An 18213-nucleotide genomic window follows, 5' to 3' on the forward strand; every position below is an offset into this window, starting at 1 on the left:
GGAGGTGGTCATGCGACGGAACGGGCGTGGTCGAGGTACGTGGTGAGGTCGTGCCAGGCGTCGGCCGGGGCGGTCGGGTCGCCGGACAGCGCGGCCGGCTCCGCCTGCCAGGCGGACTTCACCGCGCCGGACAGGGCGCCGTCCCCGCCGGTGAAGAGCGCGCCCAGCTCGTCCATCCGCGTCACCAGCTTCCGCACCCGGGGGTCCGCGGGCTCGACCCCGGCGGCCCGCAGGGCCTCCGCCCGGCGGTAGAGCTCGGGCCACTCGACGCCGAGCAGGTAGTGGGCTGCGGGGCCCAGGGCCGAGGCCCGGTCCCGCAGGGTCGCCACCTGGTCCTCGTCCAGGTGGCGGCGGAGCGCCGCCCCGCCCTCCGGGCCGGCGCCGCCCATGCCCCGGAGCACCTCGATCAGGGCCGCCGTGTCCGGCGCCCGCTCGGCCGACAACTCGGCGTGGATGTAGGTCAGTTGACGCTGAAGGAGCTCCAGCGAGGCGAGCGCGGCGGTCACCCCCGCCAGGTGCTCACCGACCAGCCGCACCGGGTCGACCCCCGCGTCTAGGCAGGTGGCGATTGTCTCCAGGCCCAGCCCGAGCCGACGGAGCGCGAGCACCTGGTAGAGCCGGGCCACGTCCTGTTCGGTGTACTCGCGGTGCCCGGAGGAGGTCCGCCGGGACGGGCTGAGCAGCCCGAGCCGGTCCCAGTGGTGCAGGGTACGGACGGTCAGCCCGCTCGCCTCCGCGAGTGCGCCGACCTTCCACGTCTGGTCGATGGTCATGGGCCCAACGATCCCCCCTGACGTCGCGTGAGGTGCAAGCCCTCGCGCCGCCCGGCCGAGGACGGCCCGGTGGCGCGGACACCGGCCGGGGCGGATGGGGCAGAATCGGCCCCATGACCGAATCCGACGGCAAGCCCGACCCGGGCAGAGCCGCCTCCGAGCCCCAGTACGCGGACCGCGTCTACCGCTCCGTCCCCGGCGTGATCTCCGGGATCATGCTGCTGGCCGTGGCCGGGTGGCTGATCATCGACGCCGCGCTCAACGGCGGCGGCCGCACCCCCTGGATCGCGCTGGCCTGCGCCCCGGTCTTCTGCCTGCCGGTGGTCGCGTACACGCTTCGCCCCGCCGTGCTGGCCAACGACCGGCGGCTGCTGGTGCGCAACCCCTTCCGCACGGTGCACGCCCCCTGGGCGTCCGTGGAGGGCCTGCGCGCCGGGTACTCGGTCGAGCTGTTCGCGGGCGGCAAGAAGTACCAGGTCTGGGCCGTCCCGGTCTCGCTGCGGGCCCGCAAGAAGGCCGGCCGGGCCGCCGCCCGGGCCGCCGCCGGCGGCGACCCGCGCGCCTCCCGGACCGCCTCGCTCACCAACCCGCTGCGCAGCGGCAACGCCGGCGAGGTCGACCCGACCAAGGCCTGGTCCGACCAGGTGGTGATCACCCTCCAGGAGATCGCCGAGCGCAACGCCGCCCGACCGGAGGCGGCGGGCGAGGTGACGGTCCGTTGGTGCTGGTGGATCATCGCCCCGGCGGTGGTCGGACTGGTCACCCTCGTCACGCTGATCGCGGTCACCTGATGACCGCCACGGGGGGAGCGGCGGAAGCGGGCCAGGGACCGGACCAGGACCCGATCCGCCGCAGCTACGACACGGTCGCGCAGGAGTACGCCGACCGCATCGGCGACGAGCTGGCCGGCAAGCCGCTGGACCGGGCCCTGCTGACCGCCCTGCTGGAGCAGCTGACGGACCTGCGGGCCCCGGTCGCCGACCTGGGCTGCGGGCCCGGCCACGTCACCGGCTGGCTGGCCGCCCACGGTGCCCGGGCGGTCGGCATCGACCTCTCCCCGGCGATGGTCGAGCTGGCCCGCCGGGACCACCCGTCCGCCGAGTTCCGCGAGGGCGACCTGCGCGGCCTGCCGGCCGCCGACGGCGAGTTCGGCGGCGCCGTCGCCCTGTACTCGCTGATCCACCTGCCCCCGGCCGAGCACCGCGCCGTCCTCACCGAGGTCGCCCGCACCCTCCGCCCGGGCGCCCCGCTGCTGCTCGCCTTCCACCGCGGCAGCGAGGCCCGCCACCTCACCGACTGGTGGGGCCACCAGGTGGACGTGACCTTCCACTTCCTCGACCCCGACACGGTGACCGCCGACCTCACCGCCGCCGGCTTCACCCTCCGCGCCCGCCTCGACCGCGCCCCGTACCCCCACGAGGCCGAGACCGACCGCAGCTACCTGCTGGCCGTGCGGTCGTGACCACCGCGGTCCATCCGGAGTCGGGTCTGGAGAAGAGCGTCTGGAGCGACGCGGACTTCGAGTCGATGGGCTGGCACGACGCGACCGTCCACGGGCTGACGGTTCAGCAGGCCGAGGTGTCCCCGCGCCTGCTGCTGGACCTCGACCACATCGTCCGCTGGGTCCACCCGGTGCGGCCGGCCAAGACCTTCTCGTTCTGGGTGGCCCCGGCCACGCTGGTCTTCGAGGAGGTCTGGGACGTCCAGGGCGGTCTCGACTTCAAGGACCTCTGGCTGGAGCTGGAGCTGGACGAGGTGCACCGGCTCCCGGCGCCGGACGGCCGCGCGCAGTGGCCGCAGTGGCACCTCCAGGGCCACTCCTTCGATCTGAGGTTCCGGGCGGCGGGCTTCCGGCAGTACGTCCGCCAGGCGCCCCGGCTCTCCCCGGGCCCGGCCCTCACCGCTGCCGAGCGCGGCGGCTGCGCCTTCACCGAGCTCGGCTTCGCCTGAGCGACGTCGCGAGCCCCGCCCCGGAGGACCGGGACGGGGCTCCGTCGTGCACGGACGGTCCGTCAGATGCCGGCCGCCGCGGCGAGGTCGCGCTTGATCGCGTCGAGCAGGGCGGTGGCCCGGGTCCGGGTGTCGCCGAGGTCGGCGGCGGTGGCGACCGGGAGGACGACCTCCAGGTAGCACTTGAGCTTGGGCTCGGTGCCGGAGGGGCGGACCACGATGCGGGCGGCGGTGACGCCCTCGCCGGCCAGGTAGTAGCGCAGGCCGTCGGTCGGCGGCAGCTCCGGCGTGCCGGCGGCCAGGTCGTCGGCCCGGGTGACCTTGAGGCCGGCCAGCACCGTCGGCGGCTGCTCGCGCAGCCGCTGCATCGCGGAGGAGATCACCGTCAGGTCGGACACCCGCACCGAGAGCTGGTCGGTGGCGTGCAGGCCGTGCTCCAGCGCAAGGTCGTCGAGCAGGTCGGTCAGGGTGCGGCCGGAGCGCTTGAGCACGGCGGCGAGTTCGGCCACCAGCAGGGCGGCGGTGATGCCGTCCTTGTCGCGGACGCCCTCCGGGTCGACGGAGTAGCCGAGCGCCTCCTCGTAGCCGTAGCGCAGGCCCTCGGCGCGGGAGATCCACTTGAAGCCGGTGAGCGTCTCGGCGTAGCCGAGGCCCGCGGCCGCGGCGATCCGGCCGAGCAGGGTGGAGGAGACGATGGTGGTGGCGAAGGTGCCGCGGGCCCGCTTGGCGACCAGCGCGGAGCCGAGCAGTGCGCCGACCTCGTCGCCGCGCAGCATCCGCCAGCCGCCGTTGGCACCGCCGGCACCGCCGGTGCCGCCGTCGCTGACGGCCACGGCGCAGCGGTCGGCGTCCGGGTCGTTGGCGATCACGATGTCGGGGCCGACCGAGGCGGCGGTGCGGAAGGCGAGGTCCATCGCCCCCGGCTCCTCCGGGTTGGGGAAGGAGACGGTCGGGAAGTCCGGGTCCGGCTCGGCCTGTTCGGCCACCACGGTCGGCGCGGGGAAGCCGGCCCGCTTGAAGGCGGCCACCAGCACGTCGCGGCCGACGCCGTGCATCGGGGTGTAGACCACGTCGAGGTCGCGCGGCCCGGCCGGGTCGACCACGGTGACGGCCCGGTCGAGGTAGGCCTCCAGGACCTCCTCGCCGAGCACCTCCCAGCCGCCCTCGGCCAGCGGCACCTCGGCCAGCGAGCCGATCGCGTCGATCTCGGCGGCGATGCCCGCGTCGGCGGGCGGCACGATCTGCGAGCCGTCGCCGAGGTAGACCTTGTAGCCGTTGTCCTGGGGCGGGTTGTGACTGGCCGTCACGGTGACGCCGGCCGCGGCGCCCAGGTGGCGGACGGCGAAGGCGAGCACGGGGGTGGGCAGCGCGCGGGGCAGCAGGGCGGCGCGCAGCCCGGCGCCGACCACCACGGCGGCGGTGTCGCGGGCGAAGTCGTAGGACTTGTGGCGGGCGTCGTAGCCGATCACCACCAGGTCGCCGAGCCCTTCCTTCTTCACGTACGCGGCCAGCCCGGCGGCGGCGCGGATCACCACGGCGCGGTTCATCCGCATCGGGCCCGCGCCCAGCTCGCCGCGGAGCCCGGCGGTGCCGAACTGCAGCCGGTCGCTGAACCGCTCGGCCAGCCGGGACCAGGCGATCCGCTCGGCGCCCTCCGGCTCGCCCTCGGCGGCGGCCAGCAGCGCGGTCAGCTCCTCGCGGGTCTCCTGGTCCGGGTCCTCGGCGAGCCAGGCCCGGGCGCGCGCGAGCAGATCGGTGGTCTGGGACATTGCTGCCAGCTCCCTCTGAGGGTCGTACGAGCCGTACCGCCGGGTGGTCACGACGGCGGCACCCGGCCGGGCTCTGGATTGACGAAGCCGTCGCCCCGGCGTCACCGCCGGAGCGACGGCCCCTTCCTACTGATTCTGCGTCAGATCCGCGTCAGATCCGCTCAAGGACCTTCGCGAGCAGCGCGCCCATCCGCTCGGCGCTGGCCTTGCCGGCCTCCAGCACCTCTTCGTGGTTGAGCGGCTCGCCGGTGATGCCGGCGGCCAGGTTGGTGACCAGGGAGATGCCCAGCACCTCGGCGCCGGCCTCGCGGGCGGCGATGGCCTCCAGCGTGGTGGACATGCCGACCAGCTCGCCGCCGATCGCCCGGACCATGCCGATCTCGGCCGGGGTCTCGTAGTGCGGGCCGCGGAACTGCACGTACACGGCCTCGTCCAGCGAGGAGTCCACCTCGCGGCAGAGCTCGCGCAGGCGCTTGGAGTACAGGTCGGTGAGGTCGACGAAGTTGGCGCCGACGATCGGGGAGTCCGCGGTCAGGTTGATGTGGTCGCTGATCAGCACCGGCTGGCCGGGGGTCCAGCCCTCGCGCAGGCCGCCGCAGCCGTTGGTGAGCACGATGGTCTCGCAGCCCGCCGCGGCGGCGGTGCGCACGCCGTGCACCACGGTGGCCACGCCGTGGCCCTCGTAGTAGTGGTTGCGGCCCAGGAAGATGAGCGCGCGCTTGTCGCCGATCTTGACGGACCGGATCTTGCCGGAGTGGCCGGCCACGGCCGGAGCCGGGAAGCCGGGCAGCTCGGTGACCGGGAACTCAGCCACGGTCTCGCCGAGGGCGTCGGCGGCCGGCACCCAGCCGGAGCCCATGACGAGGGCGACGTCGTGGCGCTCGGCGCCGGTCAGCTCGCGCAGCTTGGCGGCGGCCTCCTGGGCGGCGGCGTACGGGTCGGCGGAGAGCTTGGACTGAGGAGATGCGTTCACGTGACCGAGGATAGACGGCAATCGCCTACGCGCGTAGACATATCAGCCCTGAACTGCCGGATCGTTACCCGGATGGGCGGTAGGTCCAAACGGCGGCGCACCGGAGAACGCGCTGTTCGGAGAGTCCTCCGAACCCCCTGGTGCCCCGTCAGCAGGGCCGGCGGCGCAGGTCCAGCACGTAGTCGTCCGGAGCGCCCGCGCTCTCCGCCGCGTCGGCGATCAGCCCGAGGTAGCGGGCGGCGGGCAGCCCGCCCTCCCAGTCGTTCAGCACGTACGTCCAGACCGGGATCTCCCCGTCCAGGGTGTGCGCGCGCAGCCGGACCTTCCGGTAGATGCCCAGCTGGACGCCCTCCCAGCGGTCCAGGCCGTCCTCGTCCATCGGCGCCACGTCGTAGAGCGAGACGAAGACCTGCTCCTTCTCGTCCTCCACCACCGTGGCCAGCGAGCCCTCCCAGCCCAGCTGCTCCCCGCCGAAGGTCAGCCGCCAGCCGGTCAGCCAGCCCGTCCCGCGCAGCGGGGAGTGCGGGGCCCGGCGGGTCATCTGCCGGGCGTCGAGGTTGGTGGCGTACGCGGCGTAGAGGGGCATGGTCGTCAGCCTACGGGAGAGCACCGGCCGCCAGGGCGCACCCGGGGATCTTCCTGACGGACCGTCGGACAGTGCCGGGCGGACCGTCGGACACCGCCGAACGGGGCCCGGACGCACCGGCGGGGCGTCCGCCCGTGGTCGCATGACACAGTGCGGAGCCCCCGGCGTGTCCTCGTTACCGGCGTACGGGACAATGGTGCGCGTGACTCGGATCGTGATCATCGGTGGCGGACCCGGCGGATACGAGGCGGCCCTGGTGGCCGCCCAACTCGGCGCGGAGGTGACCGTCGTCGACCGCGACGGTCTGGGCGGGTCGGCGGTGCTGACGGACTGCGTGCCGTCCAAGACCCTGATCGCCACGGCGGAGGTGATGACCACCTTCGACAGCTCGTACGAGGAGCTGGGCATCATCGTCGCCGACGACACCCCGCACGTGGACACCCCGGCCCGGGTGGTCGGCGTCGACCTCGGCAAGGTCAACCGACGGGTGAAGCGCCTGGCCATCGCGCAGTCCCACGACATCACCCAGTCCGTCACCCGGGCGGGCGTCACCGTGCTCCGCGGCAAGGGCCGGCTCGGCGCCGGCGGCCAGGCGGTGGACGGCTCCCGCGAGGTGATCGTGGAGGCGCCCGACGGCACCACCGAGTCGCTGCGCGCCGACGCCGTGCTGGTCGCCACCGGCGTGCACCCGCGCGAGCTCCCCGACGCCCAGCCGGACGGCGAGCGCATCCTGACCTGGACCCAGGTCTACGACCTGGAGGAGCTGCCCCGCGAGCTGATCGTGGTCGGCTCCGGTGTGACCGGCGCCGAGTTCGCCGGCGCCTACCAGGCGATCGGCTCCAAGGTCACCCTGGTCTCCTCGCGCGACCGGGTGCTGCCGGGCGAGGACCCGGACGCCGCCGAGGTGCTGGAGGAGGTCTTCCGCCGCCGCGGCATGAACGTGATGTCCCGCTCCCGCGCCGAGGGTGCCAAGCGCATCGGCGACCGGGTGGAGGTCACCCTCGCGGACGGCACCGTCATCTCCGGCACGCACTGCCTGATGGCGGTCGGCTCGATCCCCAACACCGCCGACCTCGGCCTGGAGGAGGCCGGCGTCCAGCTGAACGACTGGGGCCAGATCAAGGTCGACCGGGTCTCCCGCACCACCGCCCCCGGCGTCTACGCGGCCGGCGACTGCACCGGCGTCTTCATGCTCGCCTCGGTGGCCGCCATGCAGGGCCGGATCGCCATGTACCACGCGCTGGGCGACGCGGTGCAGCCGCTGGACCTCAAGACGGTCGCCTCCAACGTCTTCACCGACCCGGAGATCGCCACCGTCGGGTACACCGCGGCCGACGTCTCCTGCGGCAAGATGGACGCCGTCGAGGTCAAGCTTCCGCTGCGCGGCAACCCCCGGGCCAAGATGCAGGGCATCCGGGACGGCTTCGTGAAGCTCTTCGCCCGCCCCGGCACCGGCATCGTGGTCGGCGGCGTGGTGGTCGCGCCGCGCGCCAGCGAACTCATCCATTCGATTTCGCTCGCCGTGGACAACAACTTGACGGTCGAACAGGTGGCCCGTGCGTTCACGGTCTACCCGTCACTCTCCGGCTCCACCGCCGAGGCCGCCCGCCAGCTGCACATCCGCAAGCGGGAGGGCTCGGACTCCTGAGCTGGGCAAAGGAGTTGAGGCGGTCGCCGGTGGCGGCCGCCTCTGTCGTCCCACTCCGACGGCGGAGCGTGACGAACCGTCAGCACTGGCGCGCATTGTACGGTCGCACGCCGCTCCGACGTGAGCATTTCCCGATACCAGCTGCAAACGCCTGAAAGCAGACGGTCATTCAGTTACCGTCGGTTCTGTGTTTGCTGCAGAACGTCGCCAGTTGATTCTCGAAATGGTGCGAGCCAACGGAGCCGTGTCGCTCCGCGAGTTGGCACGCGTCGTCCAGACCTCCGAGGTCACCGTCCGCCGGGACGTCCGCGCGCTGGAGGCCGAGGGGCTCCTCGACCGCCGGCACGGCGGTGCGGTGCTCCCCGGTGGCTTCAGCCGTGAGCCGGGCTACCCGCAGAAGACCCATCTGTCCGCCGCCGAGAAGAGCGCCATCGCCGACCTGGCCGCCGGCCTGGTCGAGGAGGGCGACGCGGTGGTGGTCGGAGCCGGGACCACCACCCAGGAGCTGGCCCGCCGGCTGGCCCGGGTGCCCGGGCTGACGGTGGTCACCAACTCGCTGCTGGTCGCCCAGGCCCTCGCGCACGCCAACCGGGTCGAGGTGGTGATGACCGGCGGCACCCTGCGCGGCTCCAACTACGCCCTGGTGGGCAGTGGGGCGGAGCAGTCGCTCCAGGGGCTGCGGGTCTCCAAGGCCTTCATCTCCGGCAGCGGTCTGACCGCCGAGCGCGGGCTCTCCACCACCAACATGCTCTCCGCGAGCGTGGACCGGGCACTGGTGCAGTCGGCCACCGAGGTCATCGTCCTCGCCGACCACACCAAGCTCGGCGCGGACACCATGTTCCAGACCGTGCCGACCGAGGCGATCACCCGGCTGGTGACGGACGAGCAGGCCGCCGCCACCGACCAGACCGCCCGCGAGCTGGACGCGCTGGCCGACTGCGGGGTGCAGATCTCGGTGGCCCCGGTCGGCCCGCCGGTGGAGGCCCAGGTGCACCCGCACCCGGCCCCCTCGGGCGCCGCCCCCCGCCGCCCGGCCCCGCTCCCCGGCCAGCGCCGCCCGAACCACCAACTCCCGGGCCGGATGCCCGAGCTGACGGTCACCCGGGCCCGCTGACGCCCCAGCGGGGCATGCTCCCGGCCCGGGCCGGGCGGCTGCCGCCGAGGCGCGTGCCGTCCCCGCCCCACCCCTCCGGCAGACACGGCCGGGGCCCCGCCGCAGCAGTGCGACGGGGCCCCTCTCCGGAGTCGTTCCCGGTCAGTCCTTGATCTCGCAGAGCGCGGCACCGCTGCTCACGCTGGCGCCCACCTCGGCCTTGAGGCCGGTGACGGTGCCCGCCTTGTGGGCGTTGAGCGGCTGCTCCATCTTCATCGCCTCCAGGACCACGATCAGCTCGCCCTCGGCGACGACCTGGCCCTCCTCGACGGCGACCTTGACGATGGTGCCCTGCATCGGCGAGGCCAGCGTGTCACCGCTGACCGCCGAACCGGCCTTCTTGCTGCCGACGCGCCGCTTGGCCTTGCCGGTCGCCGAGGCGCCCGCCGCCGGGGCCGCCGCCACGCCGAGCGAGGAGGGCAGCGAGACCTCGATCCGCTTGCCGCCGACCTCGACCACCACGGTCTCCCGCTGGTCGGCCTCCTCGCCCTCCACGCCACCGCCGGTGAAGGCCGGGATGGTGTTGTCGAACTCGGTCTCGATCCAGCGGGTGTAGACCGTGAACGGGCCCTCGCCGCCGTGCACCTCCGGCGCGAACGCCGGGTCGGTGACGACCACCTGGTGGAACGGGATGGCGGTGGCCATGCCCTCCACCTTGAACTCCGCCAGCGCCCGCGCGGCGCGCTGCAGCGCCTGCTTGCGGGTGGCGCCGGTGACGATCAGCTTGGCCAGCAGGGAGTCCCAGGCCGGGCCGATGACCGAGCCGGACTCCACGCCCGCGTCCAGGCGGACACCGGGGCCGGACGGCGGGGCGAACAGCGTCACCGTGCCGGGGGCCGGCAGGAAGTTGCGGCCCGGGTCCTCGCCGTTGATCCGGAACTCGATGGAGTGGCCGCGGACCTCGGGGTCGTCGTAGCCGAGCTCCTCGCCGTCCGCGATCCGGAACATCTCGCGGACCAGGTCGATCCCGGTGACCTCCTCGGAGACCGGGTGCTCCACCTGCAGACGGGTGTTGACCTCCAGGAAGGAGATCAGCCCGTCCTGGGAGACCAGGAACTCGCAGGTGCCGGCGCCGACGTAGCCCGCCTCGCGCAGGATCGCCTTGGAGGCCCGGTACAGCTCCGCGTTCTGCTCGTCCGTGAGGAACGGCGCGGGCGCCTCCTCTACCAGCTTCTGGTGGCGGCGCTGGAGCGAGCAGTCACGGGTCGAGACGATCACCACGTTGCCGTGCTGGTCGGCCAGGCACTGGGTCTCGACGTGCCGCGGGTTGTCCAGGTACTGCTCGACGAAGCACTCGCCGCGGCCGAAGGCGGCGACCGCCTCGCGGACCGCCGACTCGTACAGCTCGGGGATCTCCTCCAGCGTGCGGGCCACCTTCAGACCGCGACCGCCACCGCCGAAGGCCGCCTTGATGGCGACCGGCAGACCGTGCTCGCTCGCGAAGGCGACCACCTCGTCGGAGCCCGAGACCGGGTCCGCGGTGCCGGCCACCAGCGGGGCGCCGGCGCGCTGCGCGACGTGACGGGCCGTCACCTTGTCGCCCAGGTCGCGGATGGCCTGCGGCGGCGGGCCGATCCAGATCAGCCCGGCGTCGATCACGGCCTGCGCGAACTCGGCGTTCTCCGACAGGAAGCCGTAGCCGGGGTGGACCGCGTCCGCGCCCGAGTCGGCCGCCGCCTTGAGCACCTTGGCGATGTCCAGGTAGCTGGTGGCCGGGGTGTCGCCGCCGAGGGCGTACGCCTCGTCGGCCGCGCGGACGTGCAGGGCGTCCCGGTCCGGCTCGGCGTAGACGGCGACGCTGGCGATACCGGCGTCCGAGCAGGCCCGGGCGACTCGGACGGCGATTTCGCCGCGGTTGGCGATGAGCACCTTGCGCACGTTTGGCTCCCTTCTTGAACCTCGTTGAGCTTAGGGTTTGCGGGGTCTTACCGGCGAGTAGCCCCAGGTGGTGAGCTTGCCCACACGGAGCGTGACGCGGATTCGTGACCGCCCGGCCACGGAGCGGGACACTCCGCTGGTCGCGACGTTACGCGGACCGGCTGGAGGCGGCCTCGAAGGCGGACGGCGGGCGCGCTGCGCGTCGTGGCCTTCGCCACACGGGCGGCGGGTGACTCATCCGGCCGCCACGAGTGCCAGGTCGGTGACGTCGGCGGCGAGTTCCACCACGTCAGGTCCGTAGGCCTTGGGGTTGACCACCCGGAGCACCAGGGCGAAGGTGGCGTCCCGGCCGTGGCTGCGGGCCAGCTGGGCCCGGCGGGCGATCAGGTAGCGGACCGCCGCATGGTTGGAGGTCGCGGTCTGACCGGCTATCAGGAAGACCGGACGGCTCTCCTCGGCGGCCCGTATCCGGGCCAGCAGGACGTAGCTGCTCGACCGGTCGCCGGCCGCTTCGAAGCGGAACTCCCGGTCGCCGGCCGCGATGGCGGAGCCGTACGGTCCGCCCGGGACGGAGGTGAAGTTCACTCCGGGCAGCCAGTTGCGCAGGTGGGCGGCGGTGCGCTCGTTGCTCTCCGGGCCGCCGAGGCAGAACTCGGCCTTGTCGCCGAGCCCTTGGCGGACCTGGTCGTGCGCGGTGACGTCCGCCTGTGCCCCGCACTCCTTGATCAGTGCGGCCAGCTCCATCAGCGCGTACACGTCGCTGCGCGAGACGCTCTTCGAACTCGACGCCCCGGTGTGCCGGTTGACCACCAGGAGGCACTCCGAGCCGGCCGGCATGCCGAAGAACGCGCGGACCCGGCCGGTCCTCCGGCGCCGCCGCAGGGTGTGCGCGATCCAGCCGAGACCGGCGCTGATGGCACTGGCCAGCAGGCCGAGCACCACGTTGAGCAGGCTGTCGAGCACCGTACGCTCCCTCTCCGCTCGCCGTCCCGGCCCGATGACCGCGCCAGCCTAGCGGCCGGGTGCGGGCGGAGGCTTGGCCCTCAGTGACAGATGTGCGGGCCGCGATCTGTCCGGATCCGCAGGGCGAATGGGAGCCTGGCGGTCCGCTTTCGGGTGTCGAACTGTAATGGTCTGGACCATTGACGGCTTTTCGGCCCGCTCCCTAGCGTGTCCGCCGACGGACGCCGCACGGCGCCCGTGGTCACCTCGACGGGGGAAGTCGAAGAGATGAAGCTGCGCACCGCCCTGCCCGTGTCCGTCTGCACCGCCCTGCTGCTGGCCGGCTGCGGCTCCACCGGCGGTACCACCACCGCGCCGAAGCCCAGCGCCTCCACCTACGGCTGCCTGGCCCAGGACCGCGCGGACAAGGGCTCCTTCGCCCTGGACAGCGTCGCCAAGCGGGACGCCTACTTCCAGGACTCCGACGCCGGGCACGCCAAGGTGGCGGTGGTCCTCTCGCACGAGAACGGGTCCTCGCTCTGCGACTGGATCCCCTTCGTCGAGGACTTCGCCAAGGCCGGCTACGCCAGCCTCGCCTTCACCTCCGCCGGGGACGTCGCCCAGGACGTCGAGGCCGCCGCCGCGTACCTCAAGGGCAAGGGCGTGCAGCGGACGGTGCTGATCGGCGCCTCCAAGGGCGGCACCGCCTCGCTGACCGCCGCGGCCACCCCCGGCGCGCTCCCGGTGGCCGCCGTGGTGACCCTCAGCTCGCCGACGTACCACGGCAGTTGGGACGGCAAGGCGGCGATCGGCAAGCTCACGGTGCCGCTCTTCATCGCCGTCCAGGAGAACGACCAGCCGTTCGCCGAGAACGCCGCCGAACTGGCCGCCGCGGCCACCGCCGCCCCGGTCAAGGAGCTGAAGGTCTACCAGGGCGCCAGCCACGGAACCCGGCTGCTGGAGCAGGGCACCGCCAAGGCCGACCTGCTCGCCTTCCTGGCGAAGAACGCCCCCGCGGGTTGACGGCTGCTCAGGCGGCCCAGAGGTCGGTGATCCGGATGCCGAGGTCGGCCAGCAGCGTGCGCAGCAGCGGCAGCGAGAGGCCGATCACGTTGCCCGGGTCCCCGTCGATCCCGTCGATGAACGGCGCCGAGCGGCCGTCCAGGGTGAACGCCCCCGCGACGTACAGGGGTTCACCCGTCGCGATGTACGCGGCCAGCTCGGCGTCGTCCGGGTTCCCGAAGCGCACGGTGGTCGAGGCGGTCGCGGACGCCTCCTTGCCGGTCGCGGTGTCGATCACGCAGTGGCCCGTCCGCAGCACGCCCTCGCGGCCGCGCATCGCCTGCCAGCGGAGCAGCGCGTCGGCGTCGTCGTCCGGCTTCCCGAGCGCCTTCCCGTCCAGCTCAAGCACCGAGTCGCACCCGATCACCAGCTGACCGCCCGTGAGCTCCCCGGCCACCTTCCGCGCCTTGGCCTCCGCCAGCACCAACGCCAGCTCCCCGGGCGAGGCCGCACTCAGCGCGTCCTCGTCCACCCCGCTGACCACGACCTCCGGCGCCAACCCCGCCTGCCGCAACAACCCCAACCGCGCCGGCGACTGCGACGCCAACACCACCACACGCTGACTCATACGGCCCAGCCTAGGGGACCCAAGGGTGCGGCCGGGGGCGCGAGGAACTGCGCGAGTGCGGAAGGCGGACCAGCGTGAGGTCGGGGCAGGCGAGCCAGTTGCCCGTGCTGCCGTTCCCCCGCGCGCAGTTCCCCGCGCCCCTGCGGGGCGCACCCACGGTCACAGGACGAGGAGCAGCGCCATCACGAAGAGCAGCACCGCCAGCACCGGACCGGCGCGGCGGAGCATCCGTTGTGCCCGCCGCGCCTCGGCCGATGCCTCGTTCTTCGGGTCTGACCAGAGCACCTCACCAGCCTGCGCCCCGCCCCGCCCGGAATGCCTGAGTACGGATACTCAACTCACCCGGCCCACCCGGAGGTTCGCCAGGCGTTCGGCCCCGGTGCGGGCGCGTGCCGCATCCGCCGGGCCCGGTCGTTCCACGCGGAGGCCGGGCCGACGCCAGCCCGCCGGGCCGCCTCCTCGGCGGCTGCGGCTGCGGCGGCCCGGGCTGAGACCACCGCCAGGACGGTGGCCAGCTCCTCGGGGGTCGGCTGCCCGTGCAGCACCTGAATGGGACTCATGTACAGATCCTCCTCCCGTACGGGCTCGGCGACTACAGCGGGATGTTGCCGTGCTTCTTGGGCGGCAGCACTTCCCGCTTGCCGCGCAGCGCCCGCAGGCCCCGCACGATGTGGCGCCGGGTCTCGCTGGGGGCGATGACCGCGTCCACGTAGCCGCGCTCGGCGGCCAGGTACGGGTTGAGCAGGGTGTCCTCGTACTCGGCGACCAGCTCGGCGCGCCGTGCGTCGACGTCCTCGCCGGCCTTCGCGGCCTCCTGGAGCTCGCGCCGGTAGACGATGTTGGCCGCGCCCTGCGCGCCCATGACGGCGATCTGCGCGGTCGGCCAGGCCAGGTTGAGGTCGGCGCCGAGGTGCTTGGAGCCCATGACGTCGTAGGCGCCGCCGAAGGCCTTGCGGGTGATGACGGTGATCAGCGGGACGGTGGCCTCGGCGTAGGCGTAGATCAGCTTGGCGCCGCGGCGGATGATGCCGTCCCACTCCTGCTCGGTGCCGGGCAGGAAGCCGGGCACGTCGACGAAGGTGAGGACCGGGATGTTGAAGGAGTCGCAGGTCCGGATGAACCGGGCGGCCTTCTCGCTGGCGTTGATGTCCAGGCAGCCGGCCAGGTCCATCGGCTGGTTGCCGACCACGCCGACCGGGTGACCCTCGACCCGGCCGAAGCCGGTGATGACGTTGCCAGCGTAGAGGGCCTGGGTCTCCAGGAACTCGCCGTCGTCCAGGACGTGCTCGATCACCTTGTGCATGTCGTACGGCTGGTTGGCCGAGTCCGGGACCAGGACGTCGAGCTCCAGGTCCTCCTCGGTGATCGAGAGGTCGGCCTGCTCGGGGAAGACCGGCGGCTCGGAGAGGTTGTTGGACGGCAGGTACGACAGCAGGTTCTTGACGTACTCCACCGCCTCCTTCTCGTCCGCCGCGAGGTGGTGGGCGTTGCCCGACTTGGTGTTGTGGGTGCGGGCGCCGCCCAGCTCCTCCATGCCGACGTCCTCGCCGGTGACGGTCTTGATCACGTCGGGGCCGGTGATGAACATGTGCGAGGTCTGGTCGGCCATCACCACGAAGTCGGTGATCGCGGGGGAGTAGACCGCGCCGCCCGCGCAGGGGCCCATGATCAGCGAGATCTGCGGGATCACGCCGGAGGCGTGCACGTTGCGGCGGAAGATCTCGCCGTACAGGCCGAGCGAGACCACGCCCTCCTGGATCCGGGCGCCGCCGGAGTCGTTGATGCCGATCACCGGGCAGCCGGTCTTCAGGGCGAAGTCCATCACCTTGACGATCTTCTCGCCGAAGACCTCGCCCAGCGAGCCGCCGAAGACGGTGAAGTCCTGGGCGAAGACCGCGACCTGACGGCCGTCCACGGTGCCGTAGCCGGTCACCACGCCGTCGCCGTAGGGGCGGTTCTTCTCCTGCCCGAAGTTGGTGGAGCGGTGCCGGGCGAACTCGTCGAACTCCACGAACGAGTCCTCGTCCAGCAGCTCCTGCACCCGCTCACGGGCCGTCAGCTTGCCCTTGGCGTGCTGCTTCTCGACCGCCGCGGCCGAACCGGAGTGCACGGCCTCGTCGACCCTGCGGCGCAGGTCGGCCAGCTTTCCGGCGGTGGTGTGCGGGTCGTACGGCGCCTCGGTCATCCGGTCGGCTCTCCCTGATCCTCGGCCGCTCCCGGTGCGACGCGCACGAGGGCAGGGGCGGCACAGCGAACTACCGCTGGGTAGCGTAGCCAGCCCGGGGCCCTTCCGGTTATGGCCAGCAACACAGTGTCATTCGGCGTGTTTCTGCGGGACGATGTGGCGGCTTGCGACCATTCCCCGGCGGGCCGTGCGCGCGTCCGACCGGCACCGTCACCCTTCCGACCGCCGCCGGCGCCGCCGTGGAGCCGGGTTGACGACCCGTCTGATCGGTACGCTGGCCCGGTGACCGAGAGCGCCGACGAGACCCCCCGCGAGCACCCCCGCCCCCGCCGCAGCGGACTGCGCGGCTTCGGCCACGACGGGCCGTCGCCCTGGACCGACCTGGAGCGGCCGCCGCTGGACCAGGCCGGGCTGCGGCGGGACCTGCTGGTCCCCGGCGGGCTCTGGACCGCGCTGGACGTGGTGGCCGGGACCGGCTCCACCAACACCGACCTGGCGGCCCGCGCCAAGGAGGGCGCGCCGGAGGGCGCCGTGCTGATCGCCGAGGAGCAGACCGCCGGCCGCGGCCGGCTGGAGCGCCAGTGGTCCGCCCCCGCCCGCTCCGGCCTCTTCCTCTCGGTCCTGCTGCGGCCGAAGGACGTGCCGGTGGACCGGTACGGCTGGCTGCCGATCCTGGTCGGCGTGGCGGCGGCCGGCGCGCTGGGCCGGATCGCCGGCCTGGAGACCGGGCTGAAGTGGCCCAACGACCTGCAGACCGTGGTCGACGGCGAGGAGCGCAAGCTCGGCGGCATCCTGACCGAGCTGGCCGACGGCGCGGTGGTGGCGGGCCTCGGCCTCAACGTCTCGCTCCGCGAGGACGAGCTGCCCGTCCCGACCGCCACCTCGCTGGCCCTGGCCGGGGCCGCGGTGACCGACCGGGAGACCCTGGTGCGCGCCGTGCTGCGCGAGTTCGCCGAGCTGTACGGCGAGTGGGTGCACACCGCAGGCGACCCGCACGCCAGCGGCCTGCTCCCCGCGTACGCCGCCCGCTGCACCACCCTCGGCCGCCAGGTGAAGGTCCAACTCCCGGGCGACCGCGAGCTCCTGGGCGAGGCCGTGGCGGTGGACGGGGACGGCTGGCTGGTGGTCCGCACCCCCGACGGCACCCGCCACCCGGTGGCCGCTGGAGATGTCGTGCACGTCCGGCCGCAGCAGTCCTGACGGATCCCCAGGTCACCGCCCCGGGGCCGTCCGCACAGTGGACCCGGGGGCGTCCGTCCAGTGGTCGGCTTCGGGCGGATGCCCCGGATCGGGAAATTCCGTGCGACGATTCCCCCTGGCAGCGGTGTGAGGCGCACCACTACCCGCGTGGTGGTCGGTCGCCCCTGGACAGGCAGGACATGAGGCAAGTGCGGCACCCGCACGGGGACGGACCGGTGGTAGACGCAGACGGCGGGCAGGTCGGCGACGACGGGCAGACGGTCGCGCTGGACCTCGAGCGGCTGATCCTCGACGCACCGCGCCGGTACACGCCGTACCAGGCCGCCCGCGCCGCCGACGTGCCGATGGAGCTGGCCACCCGCTTCTGGCGGGCGATGGGATTCCCCGACATCGGACAGTCCCGGGCCCTCACCGACGGGGACGTGATCGCCCTGCGGCGCCTCGCCGGACTGGTCGAGTCCGGCCTGCTCAGCGAGTCGATGGCGATCCAGGTGGCCCGCTCCACCGGGCAGACCACCGCCCGGCTGGCCGGCTGGCAGATGGACACCTTCCTGGAGAACCTCACCCAGGCCGTCGAGCCGGGCCTCACCCGGGCCGAGGTCGCCTACCCCCTGGTCGAGCTGCTGCTGCCCGAACTGGAGCAGTTCCTGGTCTACGTGTGGCGCCGTCAGCTCGCCGCCGTCACCGGCCGCGTCGTGCAGGCGGCCGAGGACACCGAGATCACCAGCGGCCGCCTGGCGGTCGGCTTCGCCGACCTGGTCGGCTTCACCCGGCTCTCCCGGCGGCTGGAGGAGGAGGAGCTCGGCGAACTGGTCGAGAGCTTCGAGAACACCTGCTCCGACCTGATCGCCGGTCACGGCGGCCGGGTGGTCAAGACCCTGGGCGACGAGATCCTCTTCGTCTCCGAGGATCCGGCCACCGCCGCCGAGATCGCCCTCTCGCTGATCGAGACGCTGGCCGACGCGGAGAACATCCCCGCCCTGCGGGTCGGCATGGCCTTCGGCACCGTCACCTCCCGGATGGGCGACGTCTTCGGCACCACCGTCAACCTCGCCAGCCGTCTCACCTCCATCGCCCCCAAGGACGCCGTCCTGCTCGACGGCGAGTTCGCCACCGCCCTGGAGAACTCCGGCGCCGCCGCCCCCTCCCCCCTGGAGCAGGAGCCCGTCACCGGCCCCCACCGCTTCCACCTCCAGCCCATGTGGCGCCGCCCCGTCCGCGGCCTCGGCCTCGTCGAGCCCTGGCTCCTCACCCGCCTGGGCCGCCTTCCCCAGCTGGGGTGAGCGGGAGCGCCCCGCAGGGGCGCGAGGAACTGCGCGCAGGGGAACGGCAGCACGTGCAACCGGCTCGCCTGCCCCGATCTCACGCCGGGCCGCCTTCCGCTTCGCGCAGTTCCTCGCGCCCCCGGGGTGGCCACTCACAATTCCCTCACGACAAATCGGACAAAGTCTCCACGCGTGGCCATAACCTGGGTGCAGAACGGGCAGATCCCCCACCACCCAGGACGAGGCGAGCCGGTGAGCGAG

18 protein-coding genes are annotated in these 18213 nt (G+C 73.2%); 8 read left to right on the plus strand and 10 right to left on the minus strand.

The window, feature by feature from the left end; all coding sequences use genetic code 11:
* Window positions 1-8 precede the first annotated feature (8 nt).
* On the minus strand, window positions 9-773 hold the full coding sequence (locus ACWCYY_RS22275; protein ID WP_449797004.1) for a MerR family transcriptional regulator: 765 nt from the start codon (window positions 771-773) through the stop codon (window positions 9-11).
* 113 nt (window positions 774-886) lie between these two features.
* Here ACWCYY_RS22275 and ACWCYY_RS22280 point away from each other — a divergent pair, with 113 nt between their 5' ends.
* The 3 genes from ACWCYY_RS22280 to ACWCYY_RS22290 are packed head-to-tail and all read left to right on the plus strand — an operon-like array spanning window position 887 to window position 2723.
* The gene (locus ACWCYY_RS22280) at window positions 887-1564 is read left to right on the plus strand and encodes a PH domain-containing protein (protein ID WP_345291034.1); all 678 of its coding nucleotides are present in this window, start codon (window positions 887-889) and stop codon (window positions 1562-1564) included.
* The gene (locus ACWCYY_RS22285; protein WP_449797005.1) at window positions 1564-2235 is read left to right on the plus strand and encodes a class I SAM-dependent methyltransferase; all 672 of its coding nucleotides are present in this window, start codon (window positions 1564-1566) and stop codon (window positions 2233-2235) included. The genes ACWCYY_RS22280 and ACWCYY_RS22285 overlap by 1 nt, the downstream gene beginning before the upstream one ends.
* Entirely contained in the window at window positions 2232-2723 is a 492-nt protein-coding gene (locus ACWCYY_RS22290) for a hypothetical protein (protein WP_449797006.1), read from the plus strand. The genes ACWCYY_RS22285 and ACWCYY_RS22290 overlap by 4 nt, the downstream gene beginning before the upstream one ends.
* Window positions 2724-2785: 62 nt before the next feature.
* Here the strand turns inward: ACWCYY_RS22290 and ACWCYY_RS22295 are convergent, their stop codons facing one another.
* The 3 genes from ACWCYY_RS22295 to ACWCYY_RS22305 form a co-directional block, all read right to left on the minus strand.
* Window positions 2786-4492 carry a phospho-sugar mutase gene (locus ACWCYY_RS22295; RefSeq protein WP_449797007.1) on the minus strand — a complete coding sequence of 569 codons (1707 nt, stop codon included), beginning with the start codon at window positions 4490-4492 and terminating at the stop codon, window positions 2786-2788.
* A gap of 151 nt (window positions 4493-4643) precedes the next feature.
* Window positions 4644-5465, minus strand: coding sequence for a purine-nucleoside phosphorylase (locus ACWCYY_RS22300; RefSeq protein WP_345289419.1), 822 nt, complete (start codon window positions 5463-5465; stop codon window positions 4644-4646).
* Between the two features lie 148 nt (window positions 5466-5613).
* Window positions 5614-6051, minus strand: a complete 438-nt coding sequence (locus ACWCYY_RS22305) for a gamma-glutamylcyclotransferase (RefSeq protein ID WP_345289418.1) — start codon at window positions 6049-6051, stop codon at window positions 5614-5616.
* Window positions 6052-6244: 193 nt separating this feature from the next.
* Here ACWCYY_RS22305 and ACWCYY_RS22310 point away from each other — a divergent pair, with 193 nt between their 5' ends.
* Both ACWCYY_RS22310 and ACWCYY_RS22315 read left to right on the plus strand, forming a co-directional pair.
* Entirely contained in the window at window positions 6245-7699 is a 1455-nt protein-coding gene (locus tag ACWCYY_RS22310; RefSeq protein ID WP_380150582.1) for an NAD(P)H-quinone dehydrogenase, read from the plus strand.
* Window positions 7700-7922: 223 nt separating this feature from the next.
* Window positions 7923-8813: a DeoR/GlpR family DNA-binding transcription regulator gene (locus ACWCYY_RS22315; RefSeq protein WP_380150584.1), complete on the plus strand. Its 891-nt coding sequence runs from the start codon at window positions 7923-7925 to the stop codon at window positions 8811-8813.
* Window positions 8814-8954: 141 nt separating this feature from the next.
* On the opposite strand, the gene ACWCYY_RS22320 is transcribed toward ACWCYY_RS22315, so the two are convergent.
* On the minus strand, window positions 8955-10730 hold the full coding sequence (locus ACWCYY_RS22320; protein ID WP_380150586.1) for an acetyl/propionyl/methylcrotonyl-CoA carboxylase subunit alpha: 1776 nt from the start codon (window positions 10728-10730) through the stop codon (window positions 8955-8957).
* A gap of 234 nt (window positions 10731-10964) precedes the next feature.
* A complete protein-coding gene (locus ACWCYY_RS22325) occupies window positions 10965-11693 on the minus strand; it encodes a hypothetical protein (protein ID WP_345289415.1) in 729 nt (242 codons plus the stop codon).
* Between the two features lie 267 nt (window positions 11694-11960).
* Between ACWCYY_RS22325 and ACWCYY_RS22330 the strand changes: the two genes are divergently transcribed.
* A complete protein-coding gene (locus ACWCYY_RS22330) occupies window positions 11961-12695 on the plus strand; it encodes an alpha/beta hydrolase (protein ID WP_449797008.1) in 735 nt (244 codons plus the stop codon).
* A gap of 7 nt (window positions 12696-12702) precedes the next feature.
* Here the strand turns inward: ACWCYY_RS22330 and ACWCYY_RS22335 are convergent, their stop codons facing one another.
* From ACWCYY_RS22335 to ACWCYY_RS22350, 4 genes are all read right to left on the minus strand, one after another.
* Complete coding sequence (locus ACWCYY_RS22335) at window positions 12703-13302, minus strand: Maf family protein (RefSeq protein WP_345289413.1); 600 nt, start codon at window positions 13300-13302, stop codon at window positions 12703-12705.
* Window positions 13303-13461: 159 nt separating this feature from the next.
* Window positions 13462-13587: a morphogenic membrane protein MmpB gene (gene mmpB, locus ACWCYY_RS22340; RefSeq protein ID WP_380150589.1), complete on the minus strand. Its 126-nt coding sequence runs from the start codon at window positions 13585-13587 to the stop codon at window positions 13462-13464.
* Window positions 13588-13640: 53 nt separating this feature from the next.
* On the minus strand, window positions 13641-13862 hold the full coding sequence (locus ACWCYY_RS22345) for an acyl-CoA carboxylase subunit epsilon (protein WP_345289411.1): 222 nt from the start codon (window positions 13860-13862) through the stop codon (window positions 13641-13643).
* Window positions 13863-13894: 32 nt separating this feature from the next.
* Window positions 13895-15487, minus strand: a complete 1593-nt coding sequence (locus ACWCYY_RS22350) for an acyl-CoA carboxylase subunit beta (RefSeq protein ID WP_345289410.1) — start codon at window positions 15485-15487, stop codon at window positions 13895-13897.
* A gap of 339 nt (window positions 15488-15826) precedes the next feature.
* Between ACWCYY_RS22350 and ACWCYY_RS22355 the strand changes: the two genes are divergently transcribed.
* Both ACWCYY_RS22355 and ACWCYY_RS22360 read left to right on the plus strand, forming a co-directional pair.
* Window positions 15827-16687 carry a biotin--[acetyl-CoA-carboxylase] ligase gene (locus ACWCYY_RS22355; protein ID WP_449797039.1) on the plus strand — a complete coding sequence of 287 codons (861 nt, stop codon included), beginning with the start codon at window positions 15827-15829 and terminating at the stop codon, window positions 16685-16687.
* A gap of 179 nt (window positions 16688-16866) precedes the next feature.
* Window positions 16867-17970: an adenylate/guanylate cyclase domain-containing protein gene (locus ACWCYY_RS22360; protein WP_380150592.1), complete on the plus strand. Its 1104-nt coding sequence runs from the start codon at window positions 16867-16869 to the stop codon at window positions 17968-17970.
* Window positions 17971-18213 lie beyond the last annotated feature (243 nt).

This window comes from Kitasatospora sp. NPDC001664 (assembly GCF_053596675.1).

Coding starts and splice junctions, on each gene's coding strand:
- ACWCYY_RS22310 (WP_380150582.1), top strand. CDS start 6,245: ATGGTGCGCGTGACTCGGATCGTGATCATCGGTGGCGGACCCGGCGGA.
- ACWCYY_RS22345 (WP_345289411.1), bottom strand. CDS start 13,862: ATGAGTCCCATTCAGGTGCTGCACGGGCAGCCGACCCCCGAGGAGCTG.
- ACWCYY_RS22360 (WP_380150592.1), top strand. CDS start 16,867: ATGAGGCAAGTGCGGCACCCGCACGGGGACGGACCGGTGGTAGACGCA.
- ACWCYY_RS22350 (WP_345289410.1), bottom strand. CDS start 15,487: ATGACCGAGGCGCCGTACGACCCGCACACCACCGCCGGAAAGCTGGCC.
- ACWCYY_RS22315 (WP_380150584.1), top strand. CDS start 7,923: ATGGTGCGAGCCAACGGAGCCGTGTCGCTCCGCGAGTTGGCACGCGTC.
- ACWCYY_RS22295 (WP_449797007.1), bottom strand. CDS start 4,492: ATGTCCCAGACCACCGATCTGCTCGCGCGCGCCCGGGCCTGGCTCGCC.
- ACWCYY_RS22285 (WP_449797005.1), top strand. CDS start 1,564: ATGACCGCCACGGGGGGAGCGGCGGAAGCGGGCCAGGGACCGGACCAG.
- ACWCYY_RS22280 (WP_345291034.1), top strand. CDS start 887: ATGACCGAATCCGACGGCAAGCCCGACCCGGGCAGAGCCGCCTCCGAG.
- ACWCYY_RS22335 (WP_345289413.1), bottom strand. CDS start 13,302: ATGAGTCAGCGTGTGGTGGTGTTGGCGTCGCAGTCGCCGGCGCGGTTG.
- ACWCYY_RS22305 (WP_345289418.1), bottom strand. CDS start 6,051: ATGCCCCTCTACGCCGCGTACGCCACCAACCTCGACGCCCGGCAGATG.
- ACWCYY_RS22330 (WP_449797008.1), top strand. CDS start 11,961: ATGAAGCTGCGCACCGCCCTGCCCGTGTCCGTCTGCACCGCCCTGCTG.
- ACWCYY_RS22275 (WP_449797004.1), bottom strand. CDS start 773: ATGACCATCGACCAGACGTGGAAGGTCGGCGCACTCGCGGAGGCGAGC.